A 25,432-nucleotide genomic window follows, 5' to 3' on the forward strand; every position below is an offset into this window, starting at 1 on the left:
AAAATTACATAATTCGACAAGAAAACTCCTATGTTGTTGTAGAACAATGTAGGAATTTTTTTGTGCATTAGTACAGAATCTGTTTTAAAATTAAATTATGACAGAATTATAACAATTATCTAACTAATGTTCTTGTCTTTTCATTCGTAATGTTTGTAGTAGAAACTCGCACGCTGTCGAAACTCAATATTCGATAAGGGGTGTGTAGCGGAATGGAATTTACTCTAACTCGCGAAAAACAAATGATTAAAGAAATGGTACGTGACTTTGCTGAAAAGGAAATCGCACCGAAAGCTGTGTATTATGACAAAACTGCAGAGTTTCCATATGAAACATTTCAAAAAATGGGCGAACTAGGATTATTAGGCATCCCATTCCCAGAAGAGTATGGAGGTTCAGGTGGCGATACAGTATCGTACGCGTTAGCAGTTGAAGAAATTGGTCGTGCTTGTGGTGGAACAGGATTAAGTTACGCTGCAACAATTTCATTAGGTGCTTCTCCAATTTATTATTTCGGTACAGAAGAACAAAAACAGAAATATTTAGTTCCAATGGCATCAGGCAAAACGTTAGGTGCTTTCGGACTAACTGAGCCAAATGCTGGATCTGATGCAGGTGGCACACAAACGAAAGCTATATTAGACGGAGACGAGTATGTTATTAGTGGTGAGAAGTGTTGGATTACAAATGCAGAGTATGCAAATACAATTATTGTAACCGCTGTCAACGGTGTTGAAGAGAATGGTAGAAAACGTATTTCTGCATTTATCGTACCGACTACTAGTGAAGGGTTAACGATTTCAAGCCCTTACGATAAGATGGGCGTACGTGCTTCTAATACTTGTGAAATCGTACTTGATGGTGTACGTGTACCGAAAGAAAATATTCTTGGTGATGTAAATAAAGGATTTAAACAATTCCTATATACACTTGATGGAGGACGTATTTCAATCGCAGCATTAGCTGTTGGTATTGCGCAATCTGCATTTGAACGTGCATTGCAATATGCGAAAGAACGTCAACAATTTGGAAAGTCAATTTCTAATTTCCAAGCGATTCAATTTAAATTAGCTGATATGGCGACTGAAGTAGAGCTAGCGCGTAATTTAGTACATAAAGCAGCTTGGTTAAAAGATAACGATAAACCGTTCGGTAAAGAAGCGGCTATGGCAAAACTTTTCGCATCTGAGGCTGCTAGTCGTATTGCAAATCAAGCGGTACAAATTCACGGTGGATACGGCTATATGCGTGAATATGAAGTAGAACGACATATTCGTGATGCAAAACTATTAGAAATTGGTGAAGGAACTTCTGAAATTCAACGTCTCGTAATTGCTAGACATTTAGGATGTAGATAAAAAGGAGGAATCACTATGTTTCAAAAAATATTAATTGCTAATCGCGGGGAAATCGCAGTTCGTATTATGAAAACTTGTCAAAAACTTGGCATTCGCACTGTTGCTATTTATTCTGAGGCAGATGAAAATGCCTTGCATGTAAAAATGGCAAATGAAGCTTACTTAGTAGGTGGGCCACGTGTCCAAGAAAGCTATTTAAACCTTGAAAAAATTATTGAAATAGCTAAGAAGACAAATGCTGAAGCAATCCACCCGGGGTATGGATTATTATCTGAGAATCCATCTTTTCCGGTTCGTTGTAAAGAAGAAGGAATCGTATTTATCGGTCCATCAGAAGAAATCATTACGAAGATGGGAAGTAAAATCGAATCACGTATTGCGATGCAAGCTGCAGATGTGCCAGTAGTTCCGGGTATTACTACAAATATTGAAACTGCTGAAGAAGCAATTGAAATTGCTAAACAAATTGGTTACCCATTAATGTTGAAGGCATCCGCAGGCGGCGGAGGCATTGGAATGCAGTTGATGGAAACTGAGCAAACGCTCACCAAAGCATTTGAAAGCAACAAAACGAGAGCACAAAACTTCTTCGGTAACGGAGAAATGTATTTAGAGCGCTATATTGCAGATGCACATCATATTGAAATTCAGCTTTTAGCAGATACACATGGTAACACAGTGTATTTATGGGAGCGTGAATGTTCAGTACAGCGCCGAAATCAGAAAGTAATTGAAGAAGCACCTTCACCATTTTTAGATGAAGGTACACGAAAAGCGATGGGTGAAGTTGCTGTACAAGCTGCCAAAGCTCTAGGGTATACAAATGCTGGTACAGTTGAGTTTCTAGTAGATGATCAGAAGAACTTCTATTTCTTAGAGATGAATACGAGATTACAAGTAGAGCATCCAGTTACAGAAGAAATTACAGGTTTAGATCTTGTAGAACAACAACTTCTAATTGCATGTGGTGAAAAATTATCGTTTACACAAGATGATGTAAAACGTAGTGGTCATGCCATTGAGGCACGTATTTATGCAGAAGATCCGAAAACTTTCTTCCCATCACCTGGGAAAATTACAAATTTAACGCTTCCAACAAATGTACGTATCGATCACTTTTTGGAGAATCAAGTAACGATTACACCTTTCTATGATCCAATGATTGCGAAAGTCATTGCTCATGGTGAAACGCGTGAAGAAGCAATTTCGAAATTACATGATGCTCTGGAAGAATTAAAAGTAGAAGGTATTAAAACGAACACGCCAATGCTGCTTCAAGTATTGGAAGATGATGTGTTCAAAAGTGGTATTTATACAACGGGTTTTGTAACGAAACAACTTGTTAAAAAATAAGATTTAACAATACTAAGGGGGAAAAAATGATGACGAAAGTATATGCATCGATGGCAGGAAATGTATGGAAGATTGTTGTAGGAGTAGGAGATACAGTAGAGGAAGAGCAAGATGTCGTCATTTTGGAATCTATGAAAATGGAAATTCCAATCGTTTCAGAAGAAGCTGGCACAGTTATGAAAATTAATGTGCAAGAAGGCGATTTTGTAAATGAAGGAGATGTATTACTAGAAATTGAATAGGGAGATATAGGGGGAAGCGAATTGAAACTACCTAATTTTGCTGTCATTAAAGAAGTCGGGCCACGTGATGGCTTACAAAATGAAAAAAAGATTGTTGGCACAAAAGATAAAGTAAAATGGATTCAACTACTTACAGAGGCTGGATTATCGTACGTTGAAGTTTCCTCATTCGTTCACCCTAAATGGGTCCCTGCATTAGCAGATGCAAATGATGTGTTTTCTGAGCTGAAAAGGGATCCCAATGTTACATATGCAGCGCTTGTTCCAAATCAAAATGGTTTGGAACGAGCTTTTTTGCAAAATGTAGATGAGGTGAATGTTTTTTTATCAGCAAGTGAATCTCATAATAAAAGTAATATTAATAAATCCATTAAAGAAGCATTAGTTGTAATTGAAGATATAACAAAACAGGCATTATTCGAAGGGAAAAAAGTAAGAGGCTATGTTTCTACTGTATTTGGATGTCCTTATGAAGGGGATATAAGTCTCGTAGCAGTTGACGAATTATGTAATCAACTATTTTCATACGGCATTTATGAAGTATCTCTTGGCGACACAATCGGAGTAGCAAATCCACTACAAGTAGAGCAAGTTTTAGAGCATTTATTAAAGAAATATGATGCTTCGCAGTTTGCAATGCACTTCCATAATACGTACGGAATGGCTCTTGCGAATGTAGTAAAGTCTTTAGAATATGGTATTACAACATTTGATAGTTCTTGTGGTGGCCTTGGGGGATGTCCATATGCACCAGGAGCATCAGGTAATGTTGCAACTGATGACTTAGTTCATATGCTCCATAAGTTAGGTATCCAAACGAATATTGATGAAGAGAAGTTATTGAGAGCGAGTCAATTTATTCAGAGTAAATTAAATATCCAATTACCGAGTCATGTGTATAGAGCGCTTCAACATAAAACGATAAGTAGGTGAGAAGATGCTACAATTACAAAACATTTCAGTTGATTATGTAACACCTCACGTTGTAAAGATTTCCTTAGATCGTGAAAGACAAGCCAACTCATTATCTTTAGCTTTATTAGAAGAGTTACAAAACATTTTAACTCAAATAAATGAAGAGTCAAATACTCGTGTAGTTATTCTAACAGGTGCTGGTGAAAAAGTGTTTTGTGCTGGTGCTGATTTAAAAGAACGTGCTGGCATGAATGAAGAACAAGTTCGCCATGCTGTTAGTATGATTCGCACTACTATGGAAATGGTTGAACAATTACCACAGCCAGTTATTGCTGCTATAAATGGAATCGCACTTGGTGGTGGTACGGAATTAAGTTTAGCTTGTGATTTTAGAATTGCGGCTGAATCTGCAAGTCTTGGTCTTACTGAAACTACACTTGCAATTATACCAGGAGCAGGTGGTACGCAGCGTTTGCCAAGATTAATTGGTGTTGGTAGAGCGAAAGAATTAATTTATACAGGTAGACGTATTTCAGCACAAGAAGCAAAAGAATATGGTCTAGTAGAATTTGTTGTACCACCTCATTTACTTGAAGAGAAAGCGATTGAAATAGCAGAGAAAATTGCTAGTAATGGTCCGATTGCTGTTCGATTAGCGAAAGAAGCAATTTCAAACGGTATTCAAGTTGATTTACATACCGGATTACAAATGGAAAAACAAGCGTATGAAGGTGTAATCCATACGAAAGATAGATTAGAAGGATTACAGGCATTCAAGGAAAAACGCACACCAATGTATAAGGGGGAGTAAATATGTTAGACCAAAAACAACAATCGAATACATTTGAAGAACGAGTTGAAACGATTAAACAAGGCGGCGCACCAAAATATCATGAACAAAACAAAGCGAAAGGTAAACTATTCGTTCGAGATCGCTTAGCTCTTTTATTTGATAATGGTGAATATGTAGAAGATGCATTATTTGCAAATTGTGAACAAACAGGATTACCTGCTGATGGTGTTATAACAGCAACGGGAAAAATACATGGTCGTACTGCATGCGTAATGGCAAATGATTCTACGGTAAAGGCTGGTTCATGGGGCGCACGTACAGTTGAAAAGATTTTACGTATTCAAGAAACGGCAGAAAAATTACGTGTTCCTTTATTTTATTTAGTTGACTCTGCTGGGGCGCGTATTACTGATCAAGTTGAAATGTTCCCAGGGCGCCGCGGGGCAGGAAGAATCTTCTATAATCAAGTGAAATTATCAGGTAAAGTCCCGCAAGTATGCTTATTATTTGGACCTTCTGCAGCTGGTGGTGCTTATATTCCAGCCTTTTGTGACGTTGTAATGATGGTAGAGGGAAATGCATCTATGTATTTAGGATCTCCTCGTATGGCTGAGATGGTTATCGGTGAGAAGGTAACTTTAGAAGAGATGGGCGGAGCTCGTATGCATTGCTCTGTATCAGGATGCGGAGATGTTTTATGTAAGACAGAAGAAGATGCGATTACACAAGCAAGACAATACATTTCATATTTTCCAAATAACTACTTAGAAAAGACTCCATTGGTTACACCTCAAGAACCGAAACAATTCGATAAAACGTTAGAAGAAATCATTCCAGAAAATCAAAATGCTCCTTTCAATATGAAAGATCTTATTAATAGAGTTATTGATGAAGGTTCTTTCTATGAAGTGAAAAAATTATTTGCTCAAGAACTCATTACAGGTTTAGCACGTATTGATGGTAAGCCAGTAGGTATTATTGCAAATCAACCGCGAATGAAAGGCGGCGTATTATTCCACGATTCAGCTGATAAAGCAGCGAAGTTTATTAATTTATGCGATGCATATCATATTCCGTTATTGTTCCTTGCAGATGTACCTGGATTTATGATTGGTACAAAAGTAGAACGTGCTGGTATTATTCGTCACGGTGCAAAAATGATTTCCGCAATGAGTGAAGCAACTGTACCGAAAATTTCTATCGTTGTTCGTAAAGCATATGGTGCTGGTTTATATGCGATGGCAGGTCCAGCCTTTGAGCCAGATTGCTGCCTAGCATTACCGACAGCTTCTATTGCGGTAATGGGTCCAGAAGCCGCGGTCAATGCTGTATATGCAAATAAGATTGCAGCTTTACCAGAAGAAGAGCGTGATAGCTTCATTGCTGAAAAACGCGAAGCGTATAAGAAGGATATTGATATTTACCATTTAGCATCAGAGATGGTCATTGATGGTATTGTTCATCCAAACAATTTAAGAGAAGAGTTAAAAGGACGATTCGAAATGTATATGAGTAAATATCAAGTATTTACGGATCGTAAACATCCTGTTTATCCAGTTTAAAAGCCCTATTTAGGGCTTTCTTGCTCAAAAAGTTAAGGAGGGGAAAACATTGAAACAAGCAGTTTGGTTTCCAACAGAAGAGTATAAAGAAAAAACACGCTTATATGGTTGGATGAAATCATTGGGGTATGAAGACTATGAAACGTTTTATAATAAATCTATTGAAGAAACAGCTTGGTTTTGGGGAGAAGCTGAGAAAGCGGTTGGCTATCAATGGATGAAACCTTATACAGAAGTGTTAGACCTGCAAAATGGTACGCCGTTTGCACAGTGGTATAATGGCGGAACATGTAATGTTGTAGAATCGGTTTTATCACGCTGGCTTGCAGACGATGAAACAAGAACACAACCAGCACTTCAGTATGAAGGGGAAAATGGAACTTCAAAATCATTTACATATGAAGAGCTTGATAGCTGGGTAAGTCGCGTTGCAAACGGTTTGAAACATGCAGGTATTGAAAAAGGTGACCGTGTCACAATTTATATGCCGATGATTCCAGAAACAGTTGTTGCGATGCTAGCGGTTATGAAGATCGGAGCAATTATTTCACCAATATTCTCAGGATTTGCGTCTGATGCAGTCATGACACGTGTGCAAGCGGCAGGATCTAAAATGATTATTACTGCAGATGGTTTTTCACGCCGAGGTAAAGTTGTTTCATTAAAAGACGAAGTAGATAAGGCTTGTGAGCATTGTCCAACTGTTGAAAAAGTTGTTATCGTGCGTCATGCAGGAAATGATTTTACACCGCATAATTATGATTTCTCATGGAGTACGTTAGAAAAAGAAAAGCCATTTGTACATGCTGAAGAAATGCATAGTGATGATCCATTAATGCTCATTTATACATCAGGTACAACTGGAAAACCGAAAGGGACAGTACATACTCATGCTGGATTTCCCTTAAAGGCAGCTTTTGATGCGGGGTTCGGAATGAATATTAAACAAGGTGACCGCGTATTATGGGTAACTGATATGGGATGGATGATGGGACCATTTTTACTATTCGGTTCTCTTATTAATGGGGCAACAATGGTTATGTACGAAGGCGTTCCGGATTTCCCAGAAGCAGATCGTTTATGGGAGACAGTTGATAAATATGAAATTACACATCTCGGTATATCACCAACATTAATTCGTGCGTTAATGGCAAAAGGTGATGAGTATGTAAATAAACATTCGCTTAAGAGTTTAGAAGTATTCGCCTCAACAGGCGAGCCTTGGAATCCAGATCCTTGGATGTGGCTATTTGAAACGGTTGGAAAAAGTAATGTACCAATTTGTAACTATTCAGGCGGGACTGAAATTTCTGGTGGAATTTTCGGAAACGTCCTTATTAAACCAATTGCACCGATTAGCTTTAACGCTTCTTTACCAGGAATGGCAGCGGTTGTGCTCGATGATCAGGGCAATCCGATTCGTGATGAAGTTGGAGAATTATGTTTAGAGAAACCTTGGGTTGGTATGACGAAAAGTTTCTGGGAAGATGATGAGCGTTATGTGAACACATATTGGTCACGTTTTGAAAATAAATGGGTTCATGGTGACTGGGTGGTTTATGATGGTGAACAATATATTATTACAGGACGCTCAGATGATACGCTAAACATTGCTGGAAAACGCATTGGACCTGCTGAATATGAATCTATTCTTGTGAAGCATAATGATGTCATAGAAGCTGCTGCGATTGGTGTACCAGATGATGTAAAAGGTGAAGTTTGTCATTGTTTTGTAGTATTAAGAGACAATGTAACATTCTCAGGTGAATTAAAGAAAGAATTAATGAGTTTAGTAAACTCTCATATTGGAAAAGCATTATGTCCAAAAGATATTCATGTTGTAGAAGATTTACCGAAAACGCGTAATTCTAAAGTAATGCGACGTGTCATTAAAGCTGCTTATTTAGGGAAAGAATTAGGTGATTTATCGTCACTTGTGAATCCTGAGGTAGTTCCGTTTATTCAGGGGTTGCAGTCTAGTAAATTATAAAATTAAAGCATGTATAATGTGAACTGACCTCTAATTGTTAGAGGTCAGTTTTTATGTATACAGAATAGTTTAGTACATGTGTTTGTTTTTTCTTTTCTATGTTTTTGCCTCATACACTTTGAAGCTAGTGGACATACTATATTAATAGAAATGACTAGGGGGTGAGATTTTGGGATCTCGTTATAGTAATTCTAGAAAAAGGTGTTCATGTAAACAGTGTTCAGGCAAACAGGATGATTGTTGGGATGTTTTTGAAGAGTGTAAAAAAGAACATGAAGAGCAAAATAAGGCATGTGACTGTTGCTGTGTACAAGGAATTAGAGATGAGCTGAGAAAGTTAGTAAACAGATCAGTGCGTATTACAACAGGAAGTAATAATTATGCAGGAACTGTTTCTTCCGTCACTTGTGATGTTGTAAAGCTTGCTAATAGTGCTGGGGTAGTTACAGTAATTATTTCAGTTTGTAAAATTGAAGCGATTGAACCATTATTGACATAGGGAAAAGAGTAATTTCGCTTTTTTGTAAAGCCATTCTTAAGAATGGCTTTATTTTAATTTTTCATATAAAGGAGAATATATTATTTATATAGAAATAGGTTTGGGGCTATAAAGTATGATGTATGAAAGGAGCATAAAAGTGGTTAAACTGGAAACTTTTAATAAGTCTGATTTCAAACAATTAATGGGTTGGATTGACTCTGAAGCGTTTTTAATACAATGGTCAGGAAATGCATTTACATATCCTCTAAATGAACAACAATTAGAAAATTATATAGAAAGCTCAAATACACTTGCATTTAAAGTAATAGATGAGGAGTCTAAGAAAGTAGTTGGTCATATTTCACTTGGGCAAATAGACAATATTAATAAGTCTGCAAGGGTTGGAAAAGTGCTAGTTGGTGATACAAAAATGAGAGGACGTTCTATAGGGAAACATATGATGAAGGCAGTACTTCATATTGCATTTGAAGAATTAAAACTACATAGAGTAACACTTGGTGTGTATGATTTTAATACGTCCGCCATTTCTTGTTATGAAAAAATAGGATTTGTAAAAGAAGGTTTATTAAGGGATTCAAAAAAAGTAGGAGAAACGTATTGGAATTTATGGGAAATGAGTATGCTAGAATATGAATGGAGAGCTAAAATATAATTGTTTTCTATAATTATGTTATGTTAATTAAAAGGGGATTGGGGGAAAATGATGAATAAAAAGACGAAAATCATTACAATTGCAGCTATTTCAGGAGGAGGTAAAACGACTGTTACAGAAAGATTAACTGAAAAGCTAACAAATTCAAAAGCACTATATTTTGATAGCTATCACTTTGAAAACTGTCCTACTGATATTTGTAAATGGATTAATGAGGGAGCAAATTATAATGAATGGGTACTCACACCATTAATTAAGGATATTCAGCATCTTATACGAGATAGTAATGTAGAATATATTATTGTAGATTATCCTTTTGCATACTTAAATAGTGAAATGCGACAATTCATTGATGTAACCATATTTATCGATACACCTTTAGATATTGCGATGGCTAGAAGAATTTTGCGAGATTTTAAAGAAGATGCAATGAGTGAAATACATAATGATTTAAAGCATTATATAACATATGCTAGAAAAGCCTATTTGGAGGCGCTTCATACTGTAAAGCCAAATTCAGATATTGTTTTGGATGGAGCTTTATCTATAGATGAAATAATTAATCAAATTGAAGAAGAACTTTATCGGAGAGAAGTGATCGTTCATGGTTAAATGTATAGAGGAATATGTACAAGTTGATGATTTTAAAATGTATTCAAGTATTCAAAAAGATGAGCCGCAATATATAATAGATGCTGTAAAGTGGATAATCGAGGTAGGGGAGAGATAAATGTGTACACTTTATTTCGATACAATTGGCAAGTAAGAGATGATTGGTTTAAGTGGTGTGAGCAACTTTCAGAGGAAGAATTACTCCGCAAACGTGTTGGTGGTGTTGGAAGTATTTTAGAAACATTATTTCATATTGTTGATGTTGAGTATAGCTGGATTAATGCGCTTCAAGAAAAAGAAGATCGGGCACCGCAGTTTAAAGAGTATCAATCTATCCAAAAAGTGAAAGCGTTATCTGATTTATATAAAAGAGAAATAGAAGATTTTTTACAAGTATGGTCAGCTAACTTAGAAGGTAAAATATTAAAAGCTTCATGGACAGATAAAACATATACATATGGTGAGGTCTTAAGGCACGTAATTGTACATGAAATTCACCATATCGGTCAGTTATCTATATGGGCGAGGGAGTTAAATCTTCAGCCTGTTTCAGCGAATTTAATTGGGAGAGGACTATAGATTTAGAAAACGGCTTGCATTGTAAATGTAAGCCGTTTTTTATATATAAGAAGATTTCCTAGTTGAAATCCTCGGATTTTTTTTGACGTATATGTAAGAACATTAAAATTGTAATAATAAAGAAAATCAACAATGTTTGTATGATCAAATTTTTAAACTGAAGCAAAACTGTCCAAGATGTAACAGCATCTTTAAATGCTTGGAGTGCAGAGTACGAGGAGGGGTCAAAGCCGTACTGTAGTAATTTTTTAGTTTCAATAAAAGTGCTGTTTTCATTATCGGCGTCTAATATTACTGAAATAAGTCTAGTATCTCCTCGTTTTGCTGTACTGACAAAACTATAATTACCATTAGTTGAAAAACTAGTTTGTAAGCCATCAACACCTTGGTGTTTAATGTTTTTATTAAGGGAATATATCATTTTATTGGTGTTGAAAACTTTCGTATCTTTGAAGGTGAACTGGTAAGAGGTTAGTTTTGTAACGTTCAGTACATCTGGAAAGTCTGTTACTAATTGTGTTGCTAGTTTAGCAACTTCAATTGCTGTTGTAGTTGAAAGTTTATTTGTATCGTTATTCATTCCAGTAGCGTTTAGAAACGGAGATGATTGTGATAACTTTAGGTGTTTTGCTTTTTCATTCATTAACTGTGTGAATTTATCTTCGTTTCCAGCGATGTGTTCTGCAAGAGCAAGTGCGGAACGATTATTTCCTGTCAATAACAGTGTATGAAGTAAATCACGAACCGTCGTTTTATCTTTCGAAGTTACTTGTATAGGACTCGTTTCTGCTCGGAAAACTTCGTTACTTATTTTTACTACTTCATCTAACTGTATAGTTCCTTCATTTAGTTGTTCCAGTGTGATATATTCAGTCATTAATTTAGATAAAGTAGCCGATTGTATAGGAGTTTCTTCATTTTTTGTATAAACAACTTCACCTGAATGAGCATCTATTAAAATAGCTGATTTAGCTTGAATAATTGGGCCATTTACATAAAGATAAAAATATAAAACGATAAGTGCAGTAATAACAAAAGATAATAATAAAATTGTGAATTTTTTTAAGAATTGCATAAGCGATCCTCCTATTATGACATCGATAATAATATTGTAAAAAGGAATGCTTAATTAGGAAGAAAGAAAAGGTAAAGAATTTCTAAAGAATTATAAAGGATTATTAAATTTTGGATGTTACTGGAAAATAAAAGGTCCAATTTCTTATATCGTAAGAAATTGGACCTAAAATTAAGCTGTATTAACATTTATATGGTTGTAGTTTTACAGTGAATGTTGTTTTTTTGTCATCACTATACACTTCGATTGTTCCTTTATGCAATTCGACAATACTTTTTGCAATTGCCAATCCGAGTCCAGATCCACCAGTGTTTGTAGAGCGCGATTTCTCAACGCGATAAAAACGTTCAAAAATATGAGGTAAATCGGTACTTGGAATAGGTTGGCCGTAATTGGTTATATCGATTGCGATCATATTATTACTTTCATAAGCAGTAATATCAATATAATCACCATCGTTACCGTAAGCGATAGCATTAATAATTAGATTTTCAAATACGCGTACTAATTTGTCTCCATCAGCTAATACCATTAGCTTCTTTGATGGGAAAAAGGGACGACAATCAATATTAGCCTCTTGCAGCTGTATTCGAAATTGAACTGTTAATTGTCCAAGAAGCTCCACAATATCAATAGGGACAGAATATAAACTTAATTCTTTATTTTGAACACGTGTATATTCAAACAAATCATTCATTAATGCGTTAAGACGAGTTACTTTATCGTAAATGACCTGTATATAATGACGTAATTCTACTTCATCTCTATAATTATCATGGTGGATTAAATTCACGTATCCAACTATAGAGGTAAGTGGAGTACGTAAATCATGCGATACATTTGTAATCAGTTCGCTTTTTGCTTGTTCTGCCTGTCTTTCTTCATCAATCGAGACTTTCAATTGTTCAACAATTTGATTAACCCCGCTTGCTAACTCTTCTAGATAATTATGGTTTACGATAGAAACTTTATGATTGAAGTTTCCATTTGCAATATAGCGAATCTCTTCTATCATTTTTTTTATACAAGTTTCATAGTAAAGCTTTCTTTCATGACGATAAAAAATGTATAGGTAAGATGAGAAAATAGAAAATAAAAATAAATAAGAGACAATCATCATCCATAGAGATTCTTTTATTCCTTTATATTTTTCATAACCAAAAATTCTAATGAATTCTTTGCCAAGTTCGCTTAACGTAAGCGAACTCTCAATTACACTCGTAACGAGGCGATATATAATTAATTCAGTAATAGGAGTGAGTGTGATAGCTAATAAGAGCCAAAAAATAAGTTTCCATTTCGGGATATCTTTTAATATATCAAATGCTTCATTTCTCAATTTTATAGCCTACTCCCCAAACAGTATGAATAAATTTTTCTCCATTCATTCCTGTTTCAAGTTTGTCCCGTAAATTACTAATGTGGACCATTACAGTTTTATTTGAACCATAACCATCTTCATTCCAAACACGTTCAAAAATTTCTTCGGAACTAAATACTCGTCCTGTATTACTCGCAAGTAAATATAAAATATCAAATTCAATAGATGTAAGTTTAATATATTCTCCATTTACTTTTACAGTATGATTATGTTTGTGAATTTCAGCAGAACGAATGCGAATCATACCATCTTCATTTTTGGGAGAAGTAGCATTTTGGAAAGATGATCTTCGTAGTAAAGCTTTCACTCTAGCTACTAATTCTAATGGATTGAATGGTTTAATCATATAATCGTCTGCACCAGTCATAAGACCTAATATTTTATCCATATCTTCTGCTTTTGCACTCAGCATAAGAATAGGTACAGTATTATTTTCACGAACTTCTTGGCAAACTTCTAATCCATTTCGTTTTGGCATCATAATATCCAAAATCATAAGGTCAATTTCATATGTAGAAATCATTTGTAATGCTTCATCGCCATCATATGCTTTATAAATGTTATAGCCTTCATTTCGCAAATAAACAGCAAGTAATTCAACAATTTCTTTATCATCATCAATAATTAATATATTTTTATTCATTATGTAGTTCCTTTCCTTACAAATCATTAACATTACTATAATATCAAACATTTATGTACTTGTAGCGATGATTCTGTATAAAATTTCATGTAACGTATTAAAAAAGGGATTACAACATTTATAACGAATACAAAACACAAGGATATTAAGATTATATATTATATTGAAAGTTAGTTTTAAGGAGGATTTACTATGTTATATAAGGAGATATATTCATTTTCTCCAACTGGAAAAATAGAAAATGATATTAAAGATTTTTTATTAAAATATAATCAGAAGCCTACATATAAACATTCAATTCGTGTAGCAAATGAGGCGAGGAAAATTGCAAAAATGTTTTATGAAGATGAAGAAAAAGCAGCGATTGCGGGATATTTACATGATATTAGTGCAATTTTTCCAAATGAAGTACGGATTGTAGTTGCTGAAGAATTTGGAATAGAGATATTAGAAGAAGAACGAAAATTCCCAATGATTATTCATCAAAAACTTTCGAGAGTAATCGCAAAAGAGATATTTAAAGTGCATGATGAAGAGACTTTAAATGCAATTTGTTGCCATACCACACTGCGTAAACATGCAACGAAGATGGATTTAGTGTTATTTGTTGCTGATAAAATAGAATCGGATCAAAATGGGACACCACCATACTTAGTAGAAGTAAAAAAGGGGATAGAAAAATCTTTAGAACATGCAACTTTTGCATATATTTCATATTTGTGGGATAGAAAAGATACGTTGAAAGTTTTACACCCTTGGCTAGAAGATGCATATTGGCAGTTAAAAGAAATTGTAGAGTAGAAAGAATATAAAATACAGTTAAAAGAATATATGAATGAAATATTTACTGGGGTTACATTAGTACCATACATATAATAAACACTTATTTGAAGATATATTTTCAAAAGAAGATAAAGTGTTTTTAATAGCAAATGTTTATTGACTTAAAAAGGGAAATGTAAAAAATCCACACTTTTTTTTTGAAGATGAAGAAACTGACTTGTATTGTACATATCAATTTTCATTAAAATATTTCGCTGGTGATATAAAGTATAAACGACTTATTAAAGCGGCGAATCATGAAGATTTACCAGGTCTTTATCCCCGTTTAGGACGCAAAAAAAGAAATTTCTTATCCAGATGTATTTCTCATAAATGCAACAAAAGATATTATCATGTTTATGCATGATGATAGAGGAAGTGAAGTAATTTCGAAGAATAAAGAAACAATACGAAATTTATATGAGAAATATAAAGAGTGGATACCAGATTATAAAAGAGAAAGCATAGATAAATTATTTAAATGACAGTGAGGGAAGTGAAGTTTGTAATGAAACGTATTGCAATCGTAGCCGCTTGGGAACCTGAACTTACGTATTTGCATCAATCTTATCCAAGTGAACGCATTGAAAAAAAAGCCGCTTGGGAATTTCATTTTCATACTATAAATGATCTGGAAATTATTTCAGTTATAACTGGTGTTGGGAAGGTAAGTTGTGCTAGTTGTGTACAATTATTAATTAGTGAGTTTCAGCCGGATGAGTTGTTTATGACAGGGATATGCGGGAGTTTATCAAATAAGGTGAAAAATGGTCATATTGTAGTGGCACTGAACGCAATACAACACGATGTCACTGCTGCTGGTTCGGGTGAAGATGTTTTTAACTTATATAATGGTAGAACAGCACCTATTGAAACAACAAAATCACTTGTAAGAAGAATAAAAAAAATACGATCGTATGATCCGATTCATTTCGGGACATTTTTATCTGGAGATCAACGTATCCGTAGTTCGGAAATGAGATATTTACTCCATACTGTATATGGGGCATTGGCAGTTGATCAAGAAGTGGCAGCTTTTGCTTATGTATGTCAAATCAATAAAAAACCTTTTTTATGTTTAAAAGCTGCTTCAGATCAAGCAAATGATAAAACGAAAGAGGAACAAAAAATCTTTAAAATGTTAACATGTGAACGAGCGTGTGAGCATTTAATTGCTTTTTTACGTGTATATGAGATTAATGTAGTAAATCATAGATAGTAAGAGGGGTTAATATTGGAAAGTACAAATAAAATAGCTATTTTGGGTGCAAACGGAAAAGCTGGAAAAATTCTTGTAAATGAAGCGTTAGAAAAGGGATATCAAGTAAAAATATTAACGAGAAACTCTACAAATACAGAGAAAATAAATGAAAATATAGAGACTATTATTGGGGATGCACGTAACTTTTCAACGATACAAGACTTACTTCAAGGTTGTAGTGCTGTAATTAATGCAGTAGGTCAACCGAAAAATGAATCTTACATTTTTAGTACAGTAACGAAGCATATTTTAGAAGCGATGAAGGAGTCTAAAATAAAAAGATATATTGTAATTTCCGGAGGTTCTTTAAATGTTACGGGAGATCAGAAGGGAATTGTAAATAAAATAGGAGCTACTTTGTTTAAATTGTTTTTACCAAAAATGATGCAAGATAAATATAAAGAATTACAAATTATCCAAAATAGTGAGGTAGATTGGACAATTGTTAGATTACCATTTGTTATAGAGGGAAATGGTATTGGAAGTATAAAAGAGAGTTTAGTTGATATGCCAGGAATTAAAATACAAAATGGCGATATTGCACCGTTTGTTATAAAACAAATTAATAGTGATAGATATGTAGGGAAGTGTCCGTTCATTTCAAATTAAGCAGTAGAATTCAAAATTAAAGTATGATGTGACTAGTAGATCTTATGTATTTGAACGTTAAGTTTAACACGAGTAAGTGGGGGATAATTTTATATGATTCAATATAAAAGATGCAGTGAAATAAATATAGATTTAGTGTATGAAGCTTTTAGGGATGGGTTTTCAGATTATATTATTAAGATGGAAGTTTCAAAAGAAGATTTTATAAAAAGGTTTTTTGGAGCTGAAGGGAATTCGTTAGAACACTCGTTTCTTTCTTTAGACGGTGACAAACCAGTTGGTGTAATACTTGGTGGTATTAAGATTTATGAAAGTATAAAAACAATGCGTTGTGGAACATTAGCTATTCACCCTAAGTATCGCGGTATTGGTGTGAGTCAAAAGTTATTTGAACTGCATAAAGATGAAGCGATTCAAAACGGGTGTAAGCAACTTTTTCTTGAAGTCATTGTAGGTAATGACCGGGCGATTCGTTTTTATAATAAATTAGGCTATGAAAAAGTGTACGATCTATCTTATTATAATTTAAAAGATATGACTAAAATAATGCTTAAAGAATGTAAAGGAATTGAAGTAAAACAATTAGAATTTGCAGCTTTTAAAGTTGAAATTCAGAAATGGTTACACTTCCATATAAACTGGCAAAATGATATGGATTATATCGAAAAAACAAATCATACATTTTATGGTGCATATGTCGATAATGATTTAAAAGGTTCTATATGTATGAATGAACAAGGTAAAATCAGTTTTATTTTTGTAGACAAAGATTATAGAAATATTGGTGTTGGGACGAATTTATTACAAGTAGCAATTGAAGAATTGAAGTTGTCCACGTTAACTATTGGCTTTCCTAATAATAGTTTGCTAGAAGGATATTTGAAAAAAATGGATTTCGAAAAGAGTTCATTAGAACAATATGAAATGTACTTTTTATTATAATAAGCGAAAGGAGATATTCTTTTCGCTTATTATTTTTTTATTTTAAATAATATAAGAATCACATTAAAAATGTGTGCAAAGATAATAAAATTTTTAAAGTAAAATAAAATTGTAAAAAATGCAACTTGCTTTATTGAAAGAAAGGACCATATTCTTGAATAAAGAAGCAAATAAATAACTTCTGAAATGTACAATCGTTGTATAGTTTTTAAAAGGAGATTCATTTCTTATATGAGAAGGGAGAGGGGATTTTGAACTTAAAATATGAGAAGGGTATGGGCTCAGAAATAAATGATAAAGTTTATTTGAGTAAAGGATGGGGTTATGTTGCAGCTGTTTCCCTGTTACCATATGCAATTTTAAAATCTCTTTGGGCATGGGGATCAACGGTAGGACTTACAACAAAGCAAGCTGTTCAAAGTGTGACAGGATTTGGTGAAACATTACAGGAAGGATCCTCCTTTTTATATACGCTATATACCATTGGAATAGACTTCACAGCTCTCTTAGCAGTACTTGCATCTTTATTTGCTATAGCGCTCGTTACTTCATGGGGAGAGAAGCTACCGAGATGGTTATTAATCATATCAGGATGGGCAGTTGGAGTATTCACAGTTATAGTTAGTTTCTTAACAGTGTTTCAATTTTTAGGAATACTTCCTAAAGGATACACCGAAGGATTGGCTATTTGGGTATATGTGGTGACATATGGCGGATTATTCTTGTGGGGGATAACTGTATTTATGGCGACTCTGTCGTTCCAGCATCGAATGAAAACTAAAAGGAAAAAATAAATAATTTACTATTATTGTATATCTTAAATATTTTAACTATGGCGGAAGTTTTTTATAAATAGTTGAGGCTGAAGTATTCTGCTTAGTCGTAGGCATGTAGTTTATTTGTTTTTATACTACTGTTTACTATATTAAGATTTATGTTAAGTCGGATGATAAACTTTGCACCATAAATATGTGGAGAAGAGCGAATGTAGATTCGTTCTTTTTTATGTATAAAAAGTAAAATACCTATCAAATTTGAAAGGAGTGTATATGCATCTAGACTGTCGTTTTGTTTGATATGTTTTCCTCTCGTGGACATATTGAACTTTCTATTAATGAAAGAGCTTTGAATTTGTTTATTCTTAAGTTGATTTTTAAATTATTACTTTTATGATGATATTATATTTTGTATAATATTCTTTTTTTATGTAGAATAGATAGGATGGGAGGGGATGAAATGAATAATGGATTAAAGTTTAAGATTTTTGAATTGCATTCTTTCGTTCAAAGAACTTATTCTGATATGAAAATAGCATGCGATATTGCTATTTATCAAGAAAACACTTCTAAATATTTAATTTCATTAGGTTTTTTAAATAAATCATACATGACTTATATAGAAACAAAAAGATTTTATCGTGAAAATGAAGAGCTTGTAAGTGTAGAATTTGATAATTTCTTTGATACATATGATATATTAGAACAGGAGTTAAAAAAAGTTATTTCAACTGAAGATAAGAATCCTTCATTGTTACATAGTAGATTTGATCAGTTTCAGCAGAAAGTTGAAAATATAAATGACCTAATAAAAGTAATGCAAAATGCTCGTTAATGAATGCTTTTTCTGTTTTATATAGAAATTATGCATTAAAAATATATTAGGGGTATTACATATTGAAGAGGTGACTTTTGTTGATTACAGAAGTCATCTTTTTACATTAGAAATAGATTGTATAAATTTTAGTAATTTCATATTTTAGGAAATCATAAGAGGGAAATAACATGAAAAATAAAAAAGAAATAGCTATAGTTGCATTAACAACAGGATTAGCTTTGACAAGCATAGTACCATACGAGAAAGGTTATGCGGAGGAAACGGATCAAATGCAAGTTGATATTCAAGAGGATTCGTTCCGTACAGGTGAACTTACAAAATCATCACAAAAAACGCCAGAGAACGTAGTGAAAGATGCACTTAAGGAAAAGACGGAACATGCTTTGTCTCCAAAACAAGTTAGTGGAGACAAAGGGGTAGATTACAAGGTTCTTCAAAAACGTGGTTCATATGATGGGACTACACTTGTTCGTATGCAACAAATATATGAAGGTAAAGAAGTATACGGACACCAATTGACTGCTCATGTAGATAAAAAGGGTATTATTAAAAGTGTTTCAGGGGAAAGTGCACAAAACTTAGAAAAAGAAGATTTAAAGAATCCTATTAATTTATCAAAAGAAGAAGCAAAACAATATATTTATACGAAGTACGGAAATGATATTCAATTTATTTCTGAGGCAGAAGTTAAGGAAGTTATTTTTGTTGATGAAAATCGTGGGCAAGCTACAAATGCATATCAAGTTACATTTGCAGCTGCCACACCAAACTATGTATCTGGAACTTATTTAGTGGATGCTCATAGTGGTGATATGTTGAAAAATATGGTGCAAGAGTCAGATTTAAAAGTAAATGAAGAGCGTGTTGAAGCTATTCAGGAGAGTAAAAAAAGTAATTTTAAATCATTAACCGGGACTGGAAAAGATGATTTAGGAATAACTCGTACATTCGGTATTTCTGAACAAAGTAACGGGAAATATGCGCTTGCTGATTATACAAGAGGGCAAGGAATTGAGACGTATGATGTAAATTATAGAGATATTACTTTTGAAGAAAAATATTATCCTGGTATATTAACAACTAGCACATCAACAACATTTAATGACCCAAAAGCGGTAAGTGCTCATTTCTTAGCGACAAACGTATATGATTTTTATAAAGACAAATATAAGCGTAATAGTTTTGATAATAAAGGGAAAAAAGTAGTTTCAGTTGTACATGCATGGGATTCTGGAGAAACAAGTGATCCTAAAAATTGGGGGAATGCATTTAGCGCTAATATTAACAATGTTAGTATGCTTATATATGGTGATCCAATGGTTAGATCGTTTGACATAGCGGGTCACGAATTTACACATGCGGTTACATCTAGTGAATCTAATCTTGAATTTTTTGGAGAATCTGGAGCAATTAACGAGGCGTTATCTGATATTATGGGAACGGCTATTGAGAAATATATAAATAATGGGGAATTTAATTGGACAATAGGAGAACAAAGTGGATCAGTTCTCCGTAATATGAAAAATCCATCTTCAGTCAAATTTTTTAATGGAGTACCGTATCCAGATGATTATAGCAAATACAGTGATTTAAACGGAGAGGATAATGAGGGCGTTCATTTCAACTCAAGTATTATTAATAAAGTCGCGTATTTAATTGCACAAGGTGGCACTCATAACGGTGTAACTGTAAATGGTATTGGTGAAGATAAAATGTTTGATATTTTCTATTATGCAAATACTGATGAATTGAACATGACTTCTAATTTCTCTGAATTAAGATTAGCGTGTCTTAAAGTTGCAACAAATAAATATGGGGCAAATTCCATTGAGGTTGAAACGGTCCAAAAAGCTTTTGATGCAGCAAAAATTAAAGGAACAGTGAAAGAAAACGAAAAAACTGAGGCAAACCAAGTCCCAGAGCTAACAGTACCGCCAACAATTACACTACGTGTCGGTGATAAGTTTGACCCAATGAGCAATATAAAAGCTATTGATAAAGAAGATGGTGATTTAACAAATCGAGTAGAACATAAAGGTGATGTAGACACTTCTAAACCAGGCAAATACATTGTGGATTACTCTGTCGTTGATTCTCAAGGTGGGAAAGCAACGGTAACACAGACCGTAATTGTAGAGAGGGATGGAGAAACATCAGATCTAAAACCTACATTAACAGTTCCTATTGCAACGACAATTACTGTAGGAGAATCATTCGATCCGATGGAAAAAGTAAAAGCTATTGATAAAGAAGACGGCGATCTTACTTCTAAAGTAAAAGTTGAGGGGGAAGTAGATACCTCTAAAGTCGGTACTTACATAGTAACGTATACAGTTACAAATTCTAAAGGCCATGAAGAAATTGCGAAACAAACTGTAACAGTCACAGGTAGAGAAGAAGTTAAGAATGACATACCAATACTAAAAGTACCTTCTACAACTACAATTACTAAGGGAGATGAATTCAATCCAATGGTAGGTGTATCAGCTACGGATAAAGAAGATGGTGATCTTACTTCTAAAGTAGTATATAAAGATATTGGAGATACCACTAAAGTTGGTACTTTTGAAATAATATATAGTGTCACAGATTCTGTAGGTAATAAGGTACATGCCATACAAAAAGTATTAGTGAAGGATACAGACGCTAGCAAAGCTAAAGGTAGTACTAATAACAGTAATAGCGGTAATATCCAAAACAACAGTAATTCTGATAAAAAAGAATCTACATATAAAGAGCTTCCAAACACGGGGGGCAGTACAACTAATAGTACAACAATGGGCTTATGGATGGTTTTTGCAGGTATAGTGTTCACTTTAGTTCGCAAATTTAGAAAAATATAAAAGTAGATAGTACAGCTTATTTGTTTGAAGAAGGTGTAAGAGCTGCTGAAATTTGCTATGAATTTTTAAAGCAAGGGGGGCATATTCGGTGCGGTGTTCCTGATGCATTTTTCCGAGATGAGACGTACCAAAAGATAGTTCAAATAGGTGGACCTGGCCCAAAAGATCACCCAGCAGCAAGTCATAAAATTGTCCATACCTATAAAACACTAACGAAAATGTTTGAAACTGCTGGATTTGAGGTAGTTTTACTTGAATATTGTGATGAAAATGGTCAGTTTTATTACAATGAATGGGATGCAAACGACGGTGTGATTTTCCGCTCGAAAAGATATGATTCTAGAAATAAGGGCGATAAACTTGGTTTTCCGTCTTTAATTGTTGATGCGATTAAGAGGTAAATCATTCAACAAAAGCAGGAGTTAATTTTATAATTTCATGAGTCGCAAATGCGGCTCTTTTTATTTGTGCGTAAGTCTATATTTAATAGAGAAACGTACATACATGATAATTAATTCTCACGATTATATAACTCGATTTAGAAAATATTTAAGTTTTTCTCATCACCATTAACTTTAAATTAATACTTCATTGACATAAAGATTTATTTTATATTTATATTCGTGTAAAATGAAATAAGAACATACATTCTATAAAAGGGGGCAATCAATATAATAGCTGAAATTGGAAAACTAACTAATGGATATATTGTAAAATTTGAACGCGAATTTCCATATACAATAGAGGAAGTTTGGTCTGCTTTAACAGAAACCAGTAAGCTGAAAAAATGGATGTCTAATTTACAGGTTGAAAGCCTTAAAACAGGTGGAGTCATAAAGTTTGATATGATGGATGGTTCATTCATAAATATTGATATTTTAGAATGTCAATTAAACTCAGTACTTGAATTTACTTGGGGTAAAGATCGTGTCCGATTTGAAATACATAAAGAGGAAAATGGTTCTCTTTTACTTCTTAAAGAATACATTCATGAATTAACTGATCATACACCGAAAGATATAGCAGGTTGGCATATTTGTTTAGATCTTTTTTCTGCCGTTCTAGAAGGAGAAGAAAAAGAATTTTCTAAAGATGAATGGCAACAATGGTTTGAAATATATAAAGATAAGGTTATTGAAGTAAGAGGATAATTACCTTAAAGGTTATATTCATTGTGTAATTATTATATTATAAAAGTGATTATTAAGATTAAAAACAGTTGATAAGTGGTATTGTTGTTTGTTAATCTTTTCGTTTTATTGTCTGTTTTTTTGCATTTAACAGAAATATATACTTGAATGAAGTATATATTTCTGTTAAATTTATCCTATGGATAGAACAAGCTTAATTAAAGGTCATTTAGAAATGTGTGTATTATCTATTTTGTCGAAAAAGAAAAGTTATGGTTATGAGATTATGAAAGAACTTGAAGTATACAATTTAAAATTGAAAGGAGTAGGAAGTATTTACCCCATTTTAACTAAGCTGAAAAATCAAGAGTGGGTTAATACTTATCAAGAAGTAACAGACAGTGGTAAAGTTAGAATTTATTATGAAATTAATGAAAACGGTAAAATACGTCTTGAGAAGAAAATTAATGAGTGGTTAGAATTGCAATCGGATATTCAAACATTATTAAAAAGCGGTTTGAAAGGAGACCTTCTGAAATGAGGAATAGATTGATAGGTAAAGAAAAGCAATTTTTAACAGACGTACTAAAGGAATTAAAGCAATACGATATTAGTTTAGAAGAAAGGGAAAATATTAAGCGCCAAATATTAGAACATATTCAAGAATGTCGTGAACATGGTGAAGACAGTATAGATGATTTAGGTACCCCTCAATTATTTGTTCAAGATTTTATAGAAATAAATGAAATTGATTTACAAGTTAAAATGAAACAATTTCAAAATGAAAAAGGAAAATACAACACATTTGTCTTACGTGGCATATTCATCGCATTTATTACTTACCTCATCTCGCAAACTACATTTTCAATATTTTTAACTGAATCATTTAATTCAACTAATAGTAAAAATACATTTAATTATAATATTTTATATCGCATATCAGAAAATCAATGGTGGAACGTATTATTAATAATGCTTAGTTTTACGCTCTCTGTAGCAGTGTTTATTAGCTTAGTAAGTTATAAAAAAAGAAAGCATCTAAAGTATAATGAAGAATACGATCTATAAACTGTCTCTAATTTGTATGCTTTGTAATGTATTAATATTATGTATCACACCTTCAAAAGTTTACGCTCAGCAAAATATTAAAGCTACATTAGATAATTATGTTGAAAAGTTTATAAAGGAGCAAAATATTCCAGGAGCTGCTGTTGCAATTGTACATAATAAAGATGTATTCTTCACAAAAACGATGGGGATTACTGGAGAATCTGAAAAAAAGGTAACTAGTAAAACTCCATTTGCAATCGGCTCAATAAGTAAATCTTTAACAGCTTTAGCTATCGTGAAATTAATAGAAGATAAAAAAATAAAATTAGAGGATCCTGTTCAACGATACCTCCCCTGGTTTAAACTAAAAGATTCTCAAATATCCTCAACTATAACAATCCAACATCTACTAACTCATACAAGTGGAATAAGCACATATGAGGGCTTATTATTATCAGATAAGCAATCCAAAAGTTCTACAGCATTAAAAGAAAATGTAATGAAGCTTTCAAATGTAAAAGTAACTGCTCCACCAAGTGAAAAATATCAATATAGTAATGTGAATTATATGGTTTTAGGTGCACTTATTGAAGAAGTTACAAATGATACATATTCCTCATATATGCAAAAACATGTTTTTCGGCTATTAAATATGAATGGTGCGGCAGCAAGTAAAGAAATTGCATATGAAAAAGGCTATTTAACAGGTTATCAGTCGTGGTTTGGCATACCAAGAAAAAGTGTAGTGTCCTATGATAATGCCGGGGCACCATATGGCTATATTACCGCGAATTTGGAAGATATGATTCAATTCATTATGTTTTTGAATCGCCAAGAAAATCCTCAATTTTTAAAGCAAGAAAACATGGATCTTTATCTTTCATCACTTTATAAAATAAATTCAGAAAAAAGTTATGGTTTTGGATTAAGAACAACAAATATAAATGAAAGCGAAACGATGATTTGGCATTCAGGATCAACGCCCGATGCTCGTGCAGAAATATTTACTTTAAATAAAAGTGGCTGGAGTGGTATGATTTTAACAAATAAAAATCATGTATTAGAAGAAACCGCACTATCAGAATTGAAAAAGGGGATTATTAGTATTTTGAATGGAGAAGAACCGGTTGATATCCCTAAAAACATCCCATTAATACAAATTGTTTTGTTGCTAGTTACACTTATACTTTTCATAATATCAATTATGTTAATTAAAAAGTATAAACATATGAAAAGCGTAAAAAAGCTAATTTGGTTATTCATAGGGAGTCTATCCCTACTATTATCTATTATTTTCATCCCACTTCTTACTTATAGTACAAGTTCACCATGGCGTACGATAAAAATATTTGCGGCAGATATAGGTTTACTTACAAGTATTATAGTAATTTTATTAGCTGTGAACGGATTATTATCAATCTTCATAGGTTTAAGACGAAAGAGGGTATACGAGTAAATAATTGAAGAAATATAATTCAAGTGTTATAAACAGTTGACTCTCACA

At 33.3% G+C, this 25,432-nt stretch carries 25 protein-coding genes and 3 pseudogenes; 25 read left to right on the plus strand and 3 right to left on the minus strand.

Features of this window, described 5'->3' with window-relative positions; translation table 11 throughout:
* Positions 1-212 precede the first annotated feature (212 nt).
* The 12 genes and pseudogenes from NLJ82_RS12065 to NLJ82_RS12120 all read left to right on the plus strand — a co-directional run bounded on the left by NLJ82_RS12065 (position 213) and on the right by NLJ82_RS12120 (position 10,558).
* Complete coding sequence (locus tag NLJ82_RS12065) at positions 213-1,358, plus strand: acyl-CoA dehydrogenase (protein ID WP_000397274.1); 1,146 nt, start codon at positions 213-215, stop codon at positions 1,356-1,358.
* Positions 1,359-1,373: 15 nt separating this feature from the next.
* Positions 1,374-2,711 (plus strand): acetyl-CoA carboxylase biotin carboxylase subunit, encoded by a 1,338-nt coding sequence (locus NLJ82_RS12070; RefSeq protein ID WP_000486740.1) that lies wholly within the window; start codon positions 1,374-1,376, stop codon positions 2,709-2,711.
* A 26-nt stretch (positions 2,712-2,737) separates the two neighbouring features.
* The gene (locus NLJ82_RS12075; protein ID WP_001985297.1) at positions 2,738-2,953 is read left to right on the plus strand and encodes an acetyl-CoA carboxylase biotin carboxyl carrier protein subunit; all 216 of its coding nucleotides are present in this window, start codon (positions 2,738-2,740) and stop codon (positions 2,951-2,953) included.
* A gap of 21 nt (positions 2,954-2,974) precedes the next feature.
* Positions 2,975-3,886: a hydroxymethylglutaryl-CoA lyase gene (mvaB, locus tag NLJ82_RS12080; protein ID WP_000775430.1), complete on the plus strand. Its 912-nt coding sequence runs from the start codon at positions 2,975-2,977 to the stop codon at positions 3,884-3,886.
* 4 nt (positions 3,887-3,890) lie between these two features.
* Complete coding sequence (locus NLJ82_RS12085; protein WP_000939790.1) at positions 3,891-4,679, plus strand: enoyl-CoA hydratase; 789 nt, start codon at positions 3,891-3,893, stop codon at positions 4,677-4,679.
* 2 nt (positions 4,680-4,681) lie between these two features.
* Complete coding sequence (locus NLJ82_RS12090; protein ID WP_000886751.1) at positions 4,682-6,223, plus strand: acyl-CoA carboxylase subunit beta; 1,542 nt, start codon at positions 4,682-4,684, stop codon at positions 6,221-6,223.
* A gap of 49 nt (positions 6,224-6,272) precedes the next feature.
* The gene (locus NLJ82_RS12095; protein WP_000806496.1) at positions 6,273-8,213 is read left to right on the plus strand and encodes an AMP-binding protein; all 1,941 of its coding nucleotides are present in this window, start codon (positions 6,273-6,275) and stop codon (positions 8,211-8,213) included.
* Between the two features lie 169 nt (positions 8,214-8,382).
* Positions 8,383-8,712: an exosporium protein ExsK gene (gene exsK, locus NLJ82_RS12100; protein ID WP_000535714.1), complete on the plus strand. Its 330-nt coding sequence runs from the start codon at positions 8,383-8,385 to the stop codon at positions 8,710-8,712.
* A gap of 115 nt (positions 8,713-8,827) precedes the next feature.
* Complete coding sequence (locus NLJ82_RS12105) at positions 8,828-9,367, plus strand: GNAT family N-acetyltransferase (RefSeq protein ID WP_000990081.1); 540 nt, start codon at positions 8,828-8,830, stop codon at positions 9,365-9,367.
* Between the two features lie 51 nt (positions 9,368-9,418).
* Positions 9,419-9,979 carry a nucleoside/nucleotide kinase family protein gene (locus NLJ82_RS12110; RefSeq protein ID WP_002092032.1) on the plus strand — a complete coding sequence of 187 codons (561 nt, stop codon included), beginning with the start codon at positions 9,419-9,421 and terminating at the stop codon, positions 9,977-9,979.
* A gap of 49 nt (positions 9,980-10,028) precedes the next feature.
* Positions 10,029-10,097, plus strand: a pseudogene (locus tag NLJ82_RS12115) (alpha/beta hydrolase); the annotation flags it as partial.
* A 2-nt stretch (positions 10,098-10,099) separates the two neighbouring features.
* Entirely contained in the window at positions 10,100-10,558 is a 459-nt protein-coding gene (locus tag NLJ82_RS12120; RefSeq protein ID WP_000288276.1) for a DinB family protein, read from the plus strand.
* A 58-nt stretch (positions 10,559-10,616) separates the two neighbouring features.
* Here NLJ82_RS12120 and NLJ82_RS12125 read toward each other — a convergent pair whose 3' ends face one another.
* From NLJ82_RS12125 to NLJ82_RS12135, 3 genes are all read right to left on the minus strand, one after another.
* Entirely contained in the window at positions 10,617-11,633 is a 1,017-nt protein-coding gene (locus tag NLJ82_RS12125; RefSeq protein WP_001160078.1) for a D-alanyl-D-alanine carboxypeptidase family protein, read from the minus strand.
* 181 nt (positions 11,634-11,814) lie between these two features.
* Complete coding sequence (locus NLJ82_RS12130) at positions 11,815-12,972, minus strand: sensor histidine kinase (RefSeq protein WP_001243301.1); 1,158 nt, start codon at positions 12,970-12,972, stop codon at positions 11,815-11,817.
* A complete protein-coding gene (locus tag NLJ82_RS12135; RefSeq protein WP_001038811.1) occupies positions 12,962-13,657 on the minus strand; it encodes a response regulator transcription factor in 696 nt (231 codons plus the stop codon). Before NLJ82_RS12135 ends, NLJ82_RS12130 begins: the two co-directional genes overlap by 11 nt.
* Positions 13,658-13,849: 192 nt before the next feature.
* Between NLJ82_RS12135 and yqeK the strand changes: the two genes are divergently transcribed.
* The 13 genes and pseudogenes from yqeK (at position 13,850) to NLJ82_RS12200 (ending at position 25,384) form a co-directional block, all read left to right on the plus strand.
* Positions 13,850-14,458, plus strand: coding sequence for a bis(5'-nucleosyl)-tetraphosphatase (symmetrical) YqeK (gene yqeK / locus NLJ82_RS12140; RefSeq protein WP_088296502.1), 609 nt, complete (start codon positions 13,850-13,852; stop codon positions 14,456-14,458).
* Positions 14,459-14,470: 12 nt separating this feature from the next.
* Positions 14,471-14,964, plus strand: a pseudogene (locus NLJ82_RS28765) (DUF3885 domain-containing protein).
* On the plus strand, positions 14,961-15,698 hold the full coding sequence (locus tag NLJ82_RS12150) for a phosphorylase family protein (protein ID WP_000218297.1): 738 nt from the start codon (positions 14,961-14,963) through the stop codon (positions 15,696-15,698). Before NLJ82_RS28765 ends, NLJ82_RS12150 begins: the two are co-directional and overlap by 4 nt.
* Before the next feature lie 15 nt (positions 15,699-15,713).
* Positions 15,714-16,349, plus strand: a complete 636-nt coding sequence (locus tag NLJ82_RS12155; RefSeq protein WP_000446322.1) for an SDR family oxidoreductase — start codon at positions 15,714-15,716, stop codon at positions 16,347-16,349.
* A 93-nt stretch (positions 16,350-16,442) separates the two neighbouring features.
* Entirely contained in the window at positions 16,443-17,291 is an 849-nt protein-coding gene (locus NLJ82_RS12160) for a GNAT family N-acetyltransferase (protein ID WP_000617044.1), read from the plus strand.
* Between the two features lie 251 nt (positions 17,292-17,542).
* Positions 17,543-18,085 (plus strand): hypothetical protein, encoded by a 543-nt coding sequence (locus NLJ82_RS12165; RefSeq protein ID WP_002163643.1) that lies wholly within the window; start codon positions 17,543-17,545, stop codon positions 18,083-18,085.
* A 442-nt stretch (positions 18,086-18,527) separates the two neighbouring features.
* Positions 18,528-18,902 carry a hypothetical protein gene (locus NLJ82_RS12170; protein ID WP_001059029.1) on the plus strand — a complete coding sequence of 125 codons (375 nt, stop codon included), beginning with the start codon at positions 18,528-18,530 and terminating at the stop codon, positions 18,900-18,902.
* Between the two features lie 170 nt (positions 18,903-19,072).
* A complete protein-coding gene (locus NLJ82_RS12175; protein WP_000791140.1) occupies positions 19,073-21,748 on the plus strand; it encodes a M4 family metallopeptidase in 2,676 nt (891 codons plus the stop codon).
* A 23-nt stretch (positions 21,749-21,771) separates the two neighbouring features.
* A pseudogene (locus NLJ82_RS12180) lies at positions 21,772-22,149 on the plus strand (class I SAM-dependent methyltransferase); the annotation flags it as partial.
* 270 nt (positions 22,150-22,419) lie between these two features.
* Complete coding sequence (locus NLJ82_RS12185; protein ID WP_033693450.1) at positions 22,420-22,899, plus strand: SRPBCC family protein; 480 nt, start codon at positions 22,420-22,422, stop codon at positions 22,897-22,899.
* Between the two features lie 214 nt (positions 22,900-23,113).
* A complete protein-coding gene (locus NLJ82_RS12190; protein WP_001992369.1) occupies positions 23,114-23,419 on the plus strand; it encodes a PadR family transcriptional regulator in 306 nt (101 codons plus the stop codon).
* Positions 23,416-23,946: a hypothetical protein gene (locus NLJ82_RS12195; RefSeq protein WP_001992340.1), complete on the plus strand. Its 531-nt coding sequence runs from the start codon at positions 23,416-23,418 to the stop codon at positions 23,944-23,946. The genes NLJ82_RS12190 and NLJ82_RS12195 overlap by 4 nt, the downstream gene beginning before the upstream one ends.
* On the plus strand, positions 23,927-25,384 hold the full coding sequence (locus NLJ82_RS12200) for a serine hydrolase domain-containing protein (RefSeq protein WP_012644418.1): 1,458 nt from the start codon (positions 23,927-23,929) through the stop codon (positions 25,382-25,384). Before NLJ82_RS12195 ends, NLJ82_RS12200 begins: the two co-directional genes overlap by 20 nt.
* Positions 25,385-25,432 lie beyond the last annotated feature (48 nt).

It is taken from the genome of Bacillus paranthracis (assembly GCF_024296885.1).
Lineage (GTDB): Bacteria > Bacillota > Bacilli > Bacillales > Bacillaceae_G > Bacillus_A > Bacillus_A paranthracis.

Bases quoted from the DNA above. Each gene is read 5' to 3' on its own strand.
- NLJ82_RS12075 (WP_001985297.1), top strand. From the start codon at position 2,738: ATGATGACGAAAGTATATGCATCGATGGCAGGAAATGTATGGAAGATT.
- NLJ82_RS12125 (WP_001160078.1), bottom strand. From the start codon at position 11,633: ATGCAATTCTTAAAAAAATTCACAATTTTATTATTATCTTTTGTTATT.
- NLJ82_RS12195 (WP_001992340.1), top strand. From the start codon at position 23,416: ATGAGGAATAGATTGATAGGTAAAGAAAAGCAATTTTTAACAGACGTA.
- NLJ82_RS12200 (WP_012644418.1), top strand. From the start codon at position 23,927: ATGAAGAATACGATCTATAAACTGTCTCTAATTTGTATGCTTTGTAAT.
- NLJ82_RS12150 (WP_000218297.1), top strand. From the start codon at position 14,961: ATGACAGTGAGGGAAGTGAAGTTTGTAATGAAACGTATTGCAATCGTA.
- NLJ82_RS12085 (WP_000939790.1), top strand. From the start codon at position 3,891: ATGCTACAATTACAAAACATTTCAGTTGATTATGTAACACCTCACGTT.
- NLJ82_RS12105 (WP_000990081.1), top strand. From the start codon at position 8,828: ATGATGTATGAAAGGAGCATAAAAGTGGTTAAACTGGAAACTTTTAAT.
- NLJ82_RS12190 (WP_001992369.1), top strand. From the start codon at position 23,114: ATGTGTGTATTATCTATTTTGTCGAAAAAGAAAAGTTATGGTTATGAG.
- yqeK (WP_088296502.1), top strand. From the start codon at position 13,850: ATGTTATATAAGGAGATATATTCATTTTCTCCAACTGGAAAAATAGAA.
- NLJ82_RS12110 (WP_002092032.1), top strand. From the start codon at position 9,419: ATGAATAAAAAGACGAAAATCATTACAATTGCAGCTATTTCAGGAGGA.
- NLJ82_RS12135 (WP_001038811.1), bottom strand. From the start codon at position 13,657: ATGAATAAAAATATATTAATTATTGATGATGATAAAGAAATTGTTGAA.
- NLJ82_RS12070 (WP_000486740.1), top strand. From the start codon at position 1,374: ATGTTTCAAAAAATATTAATTGCTAATCGCGGGGAAATCGCAGTTCGT.
- NLJ82_RS12170 (WP_001059029.1), top strand. From the start codon at position 18,528: ATGAATAATGGATTAAAGTTTAAGATTTTTGAATTGCATTCTTTCGTT.
- NLJ82_RS12065 (WP_000397274.1), top strand. From the start codon at position 213: ATGGAATTTACTCTAACTCGCGAAAAACAAATGATTAAAGAAATGGTA.
- NLJ82_RS12090 (WP_000886751.1), top strand. From the start codon at position 4,682: ATGTTAGACCAAAAACAACAATCGAATACATTTGAAGAACGAGTTGAA.
- NLJ82_RS12175 (WP_000791140.1), top strand. From the start codon at position 19,073: ATGAAAAATAAAAAAGAAATAGCTATAGTTGCATTAACAACAGGATTA.
- NLJ82_RS12160 (WP_000617044.1), top strand. From the start codon at position 16,443: ATGATTCAATATAAAAGATGCAGTGAAATAAATATAGATTTAGTGTAT.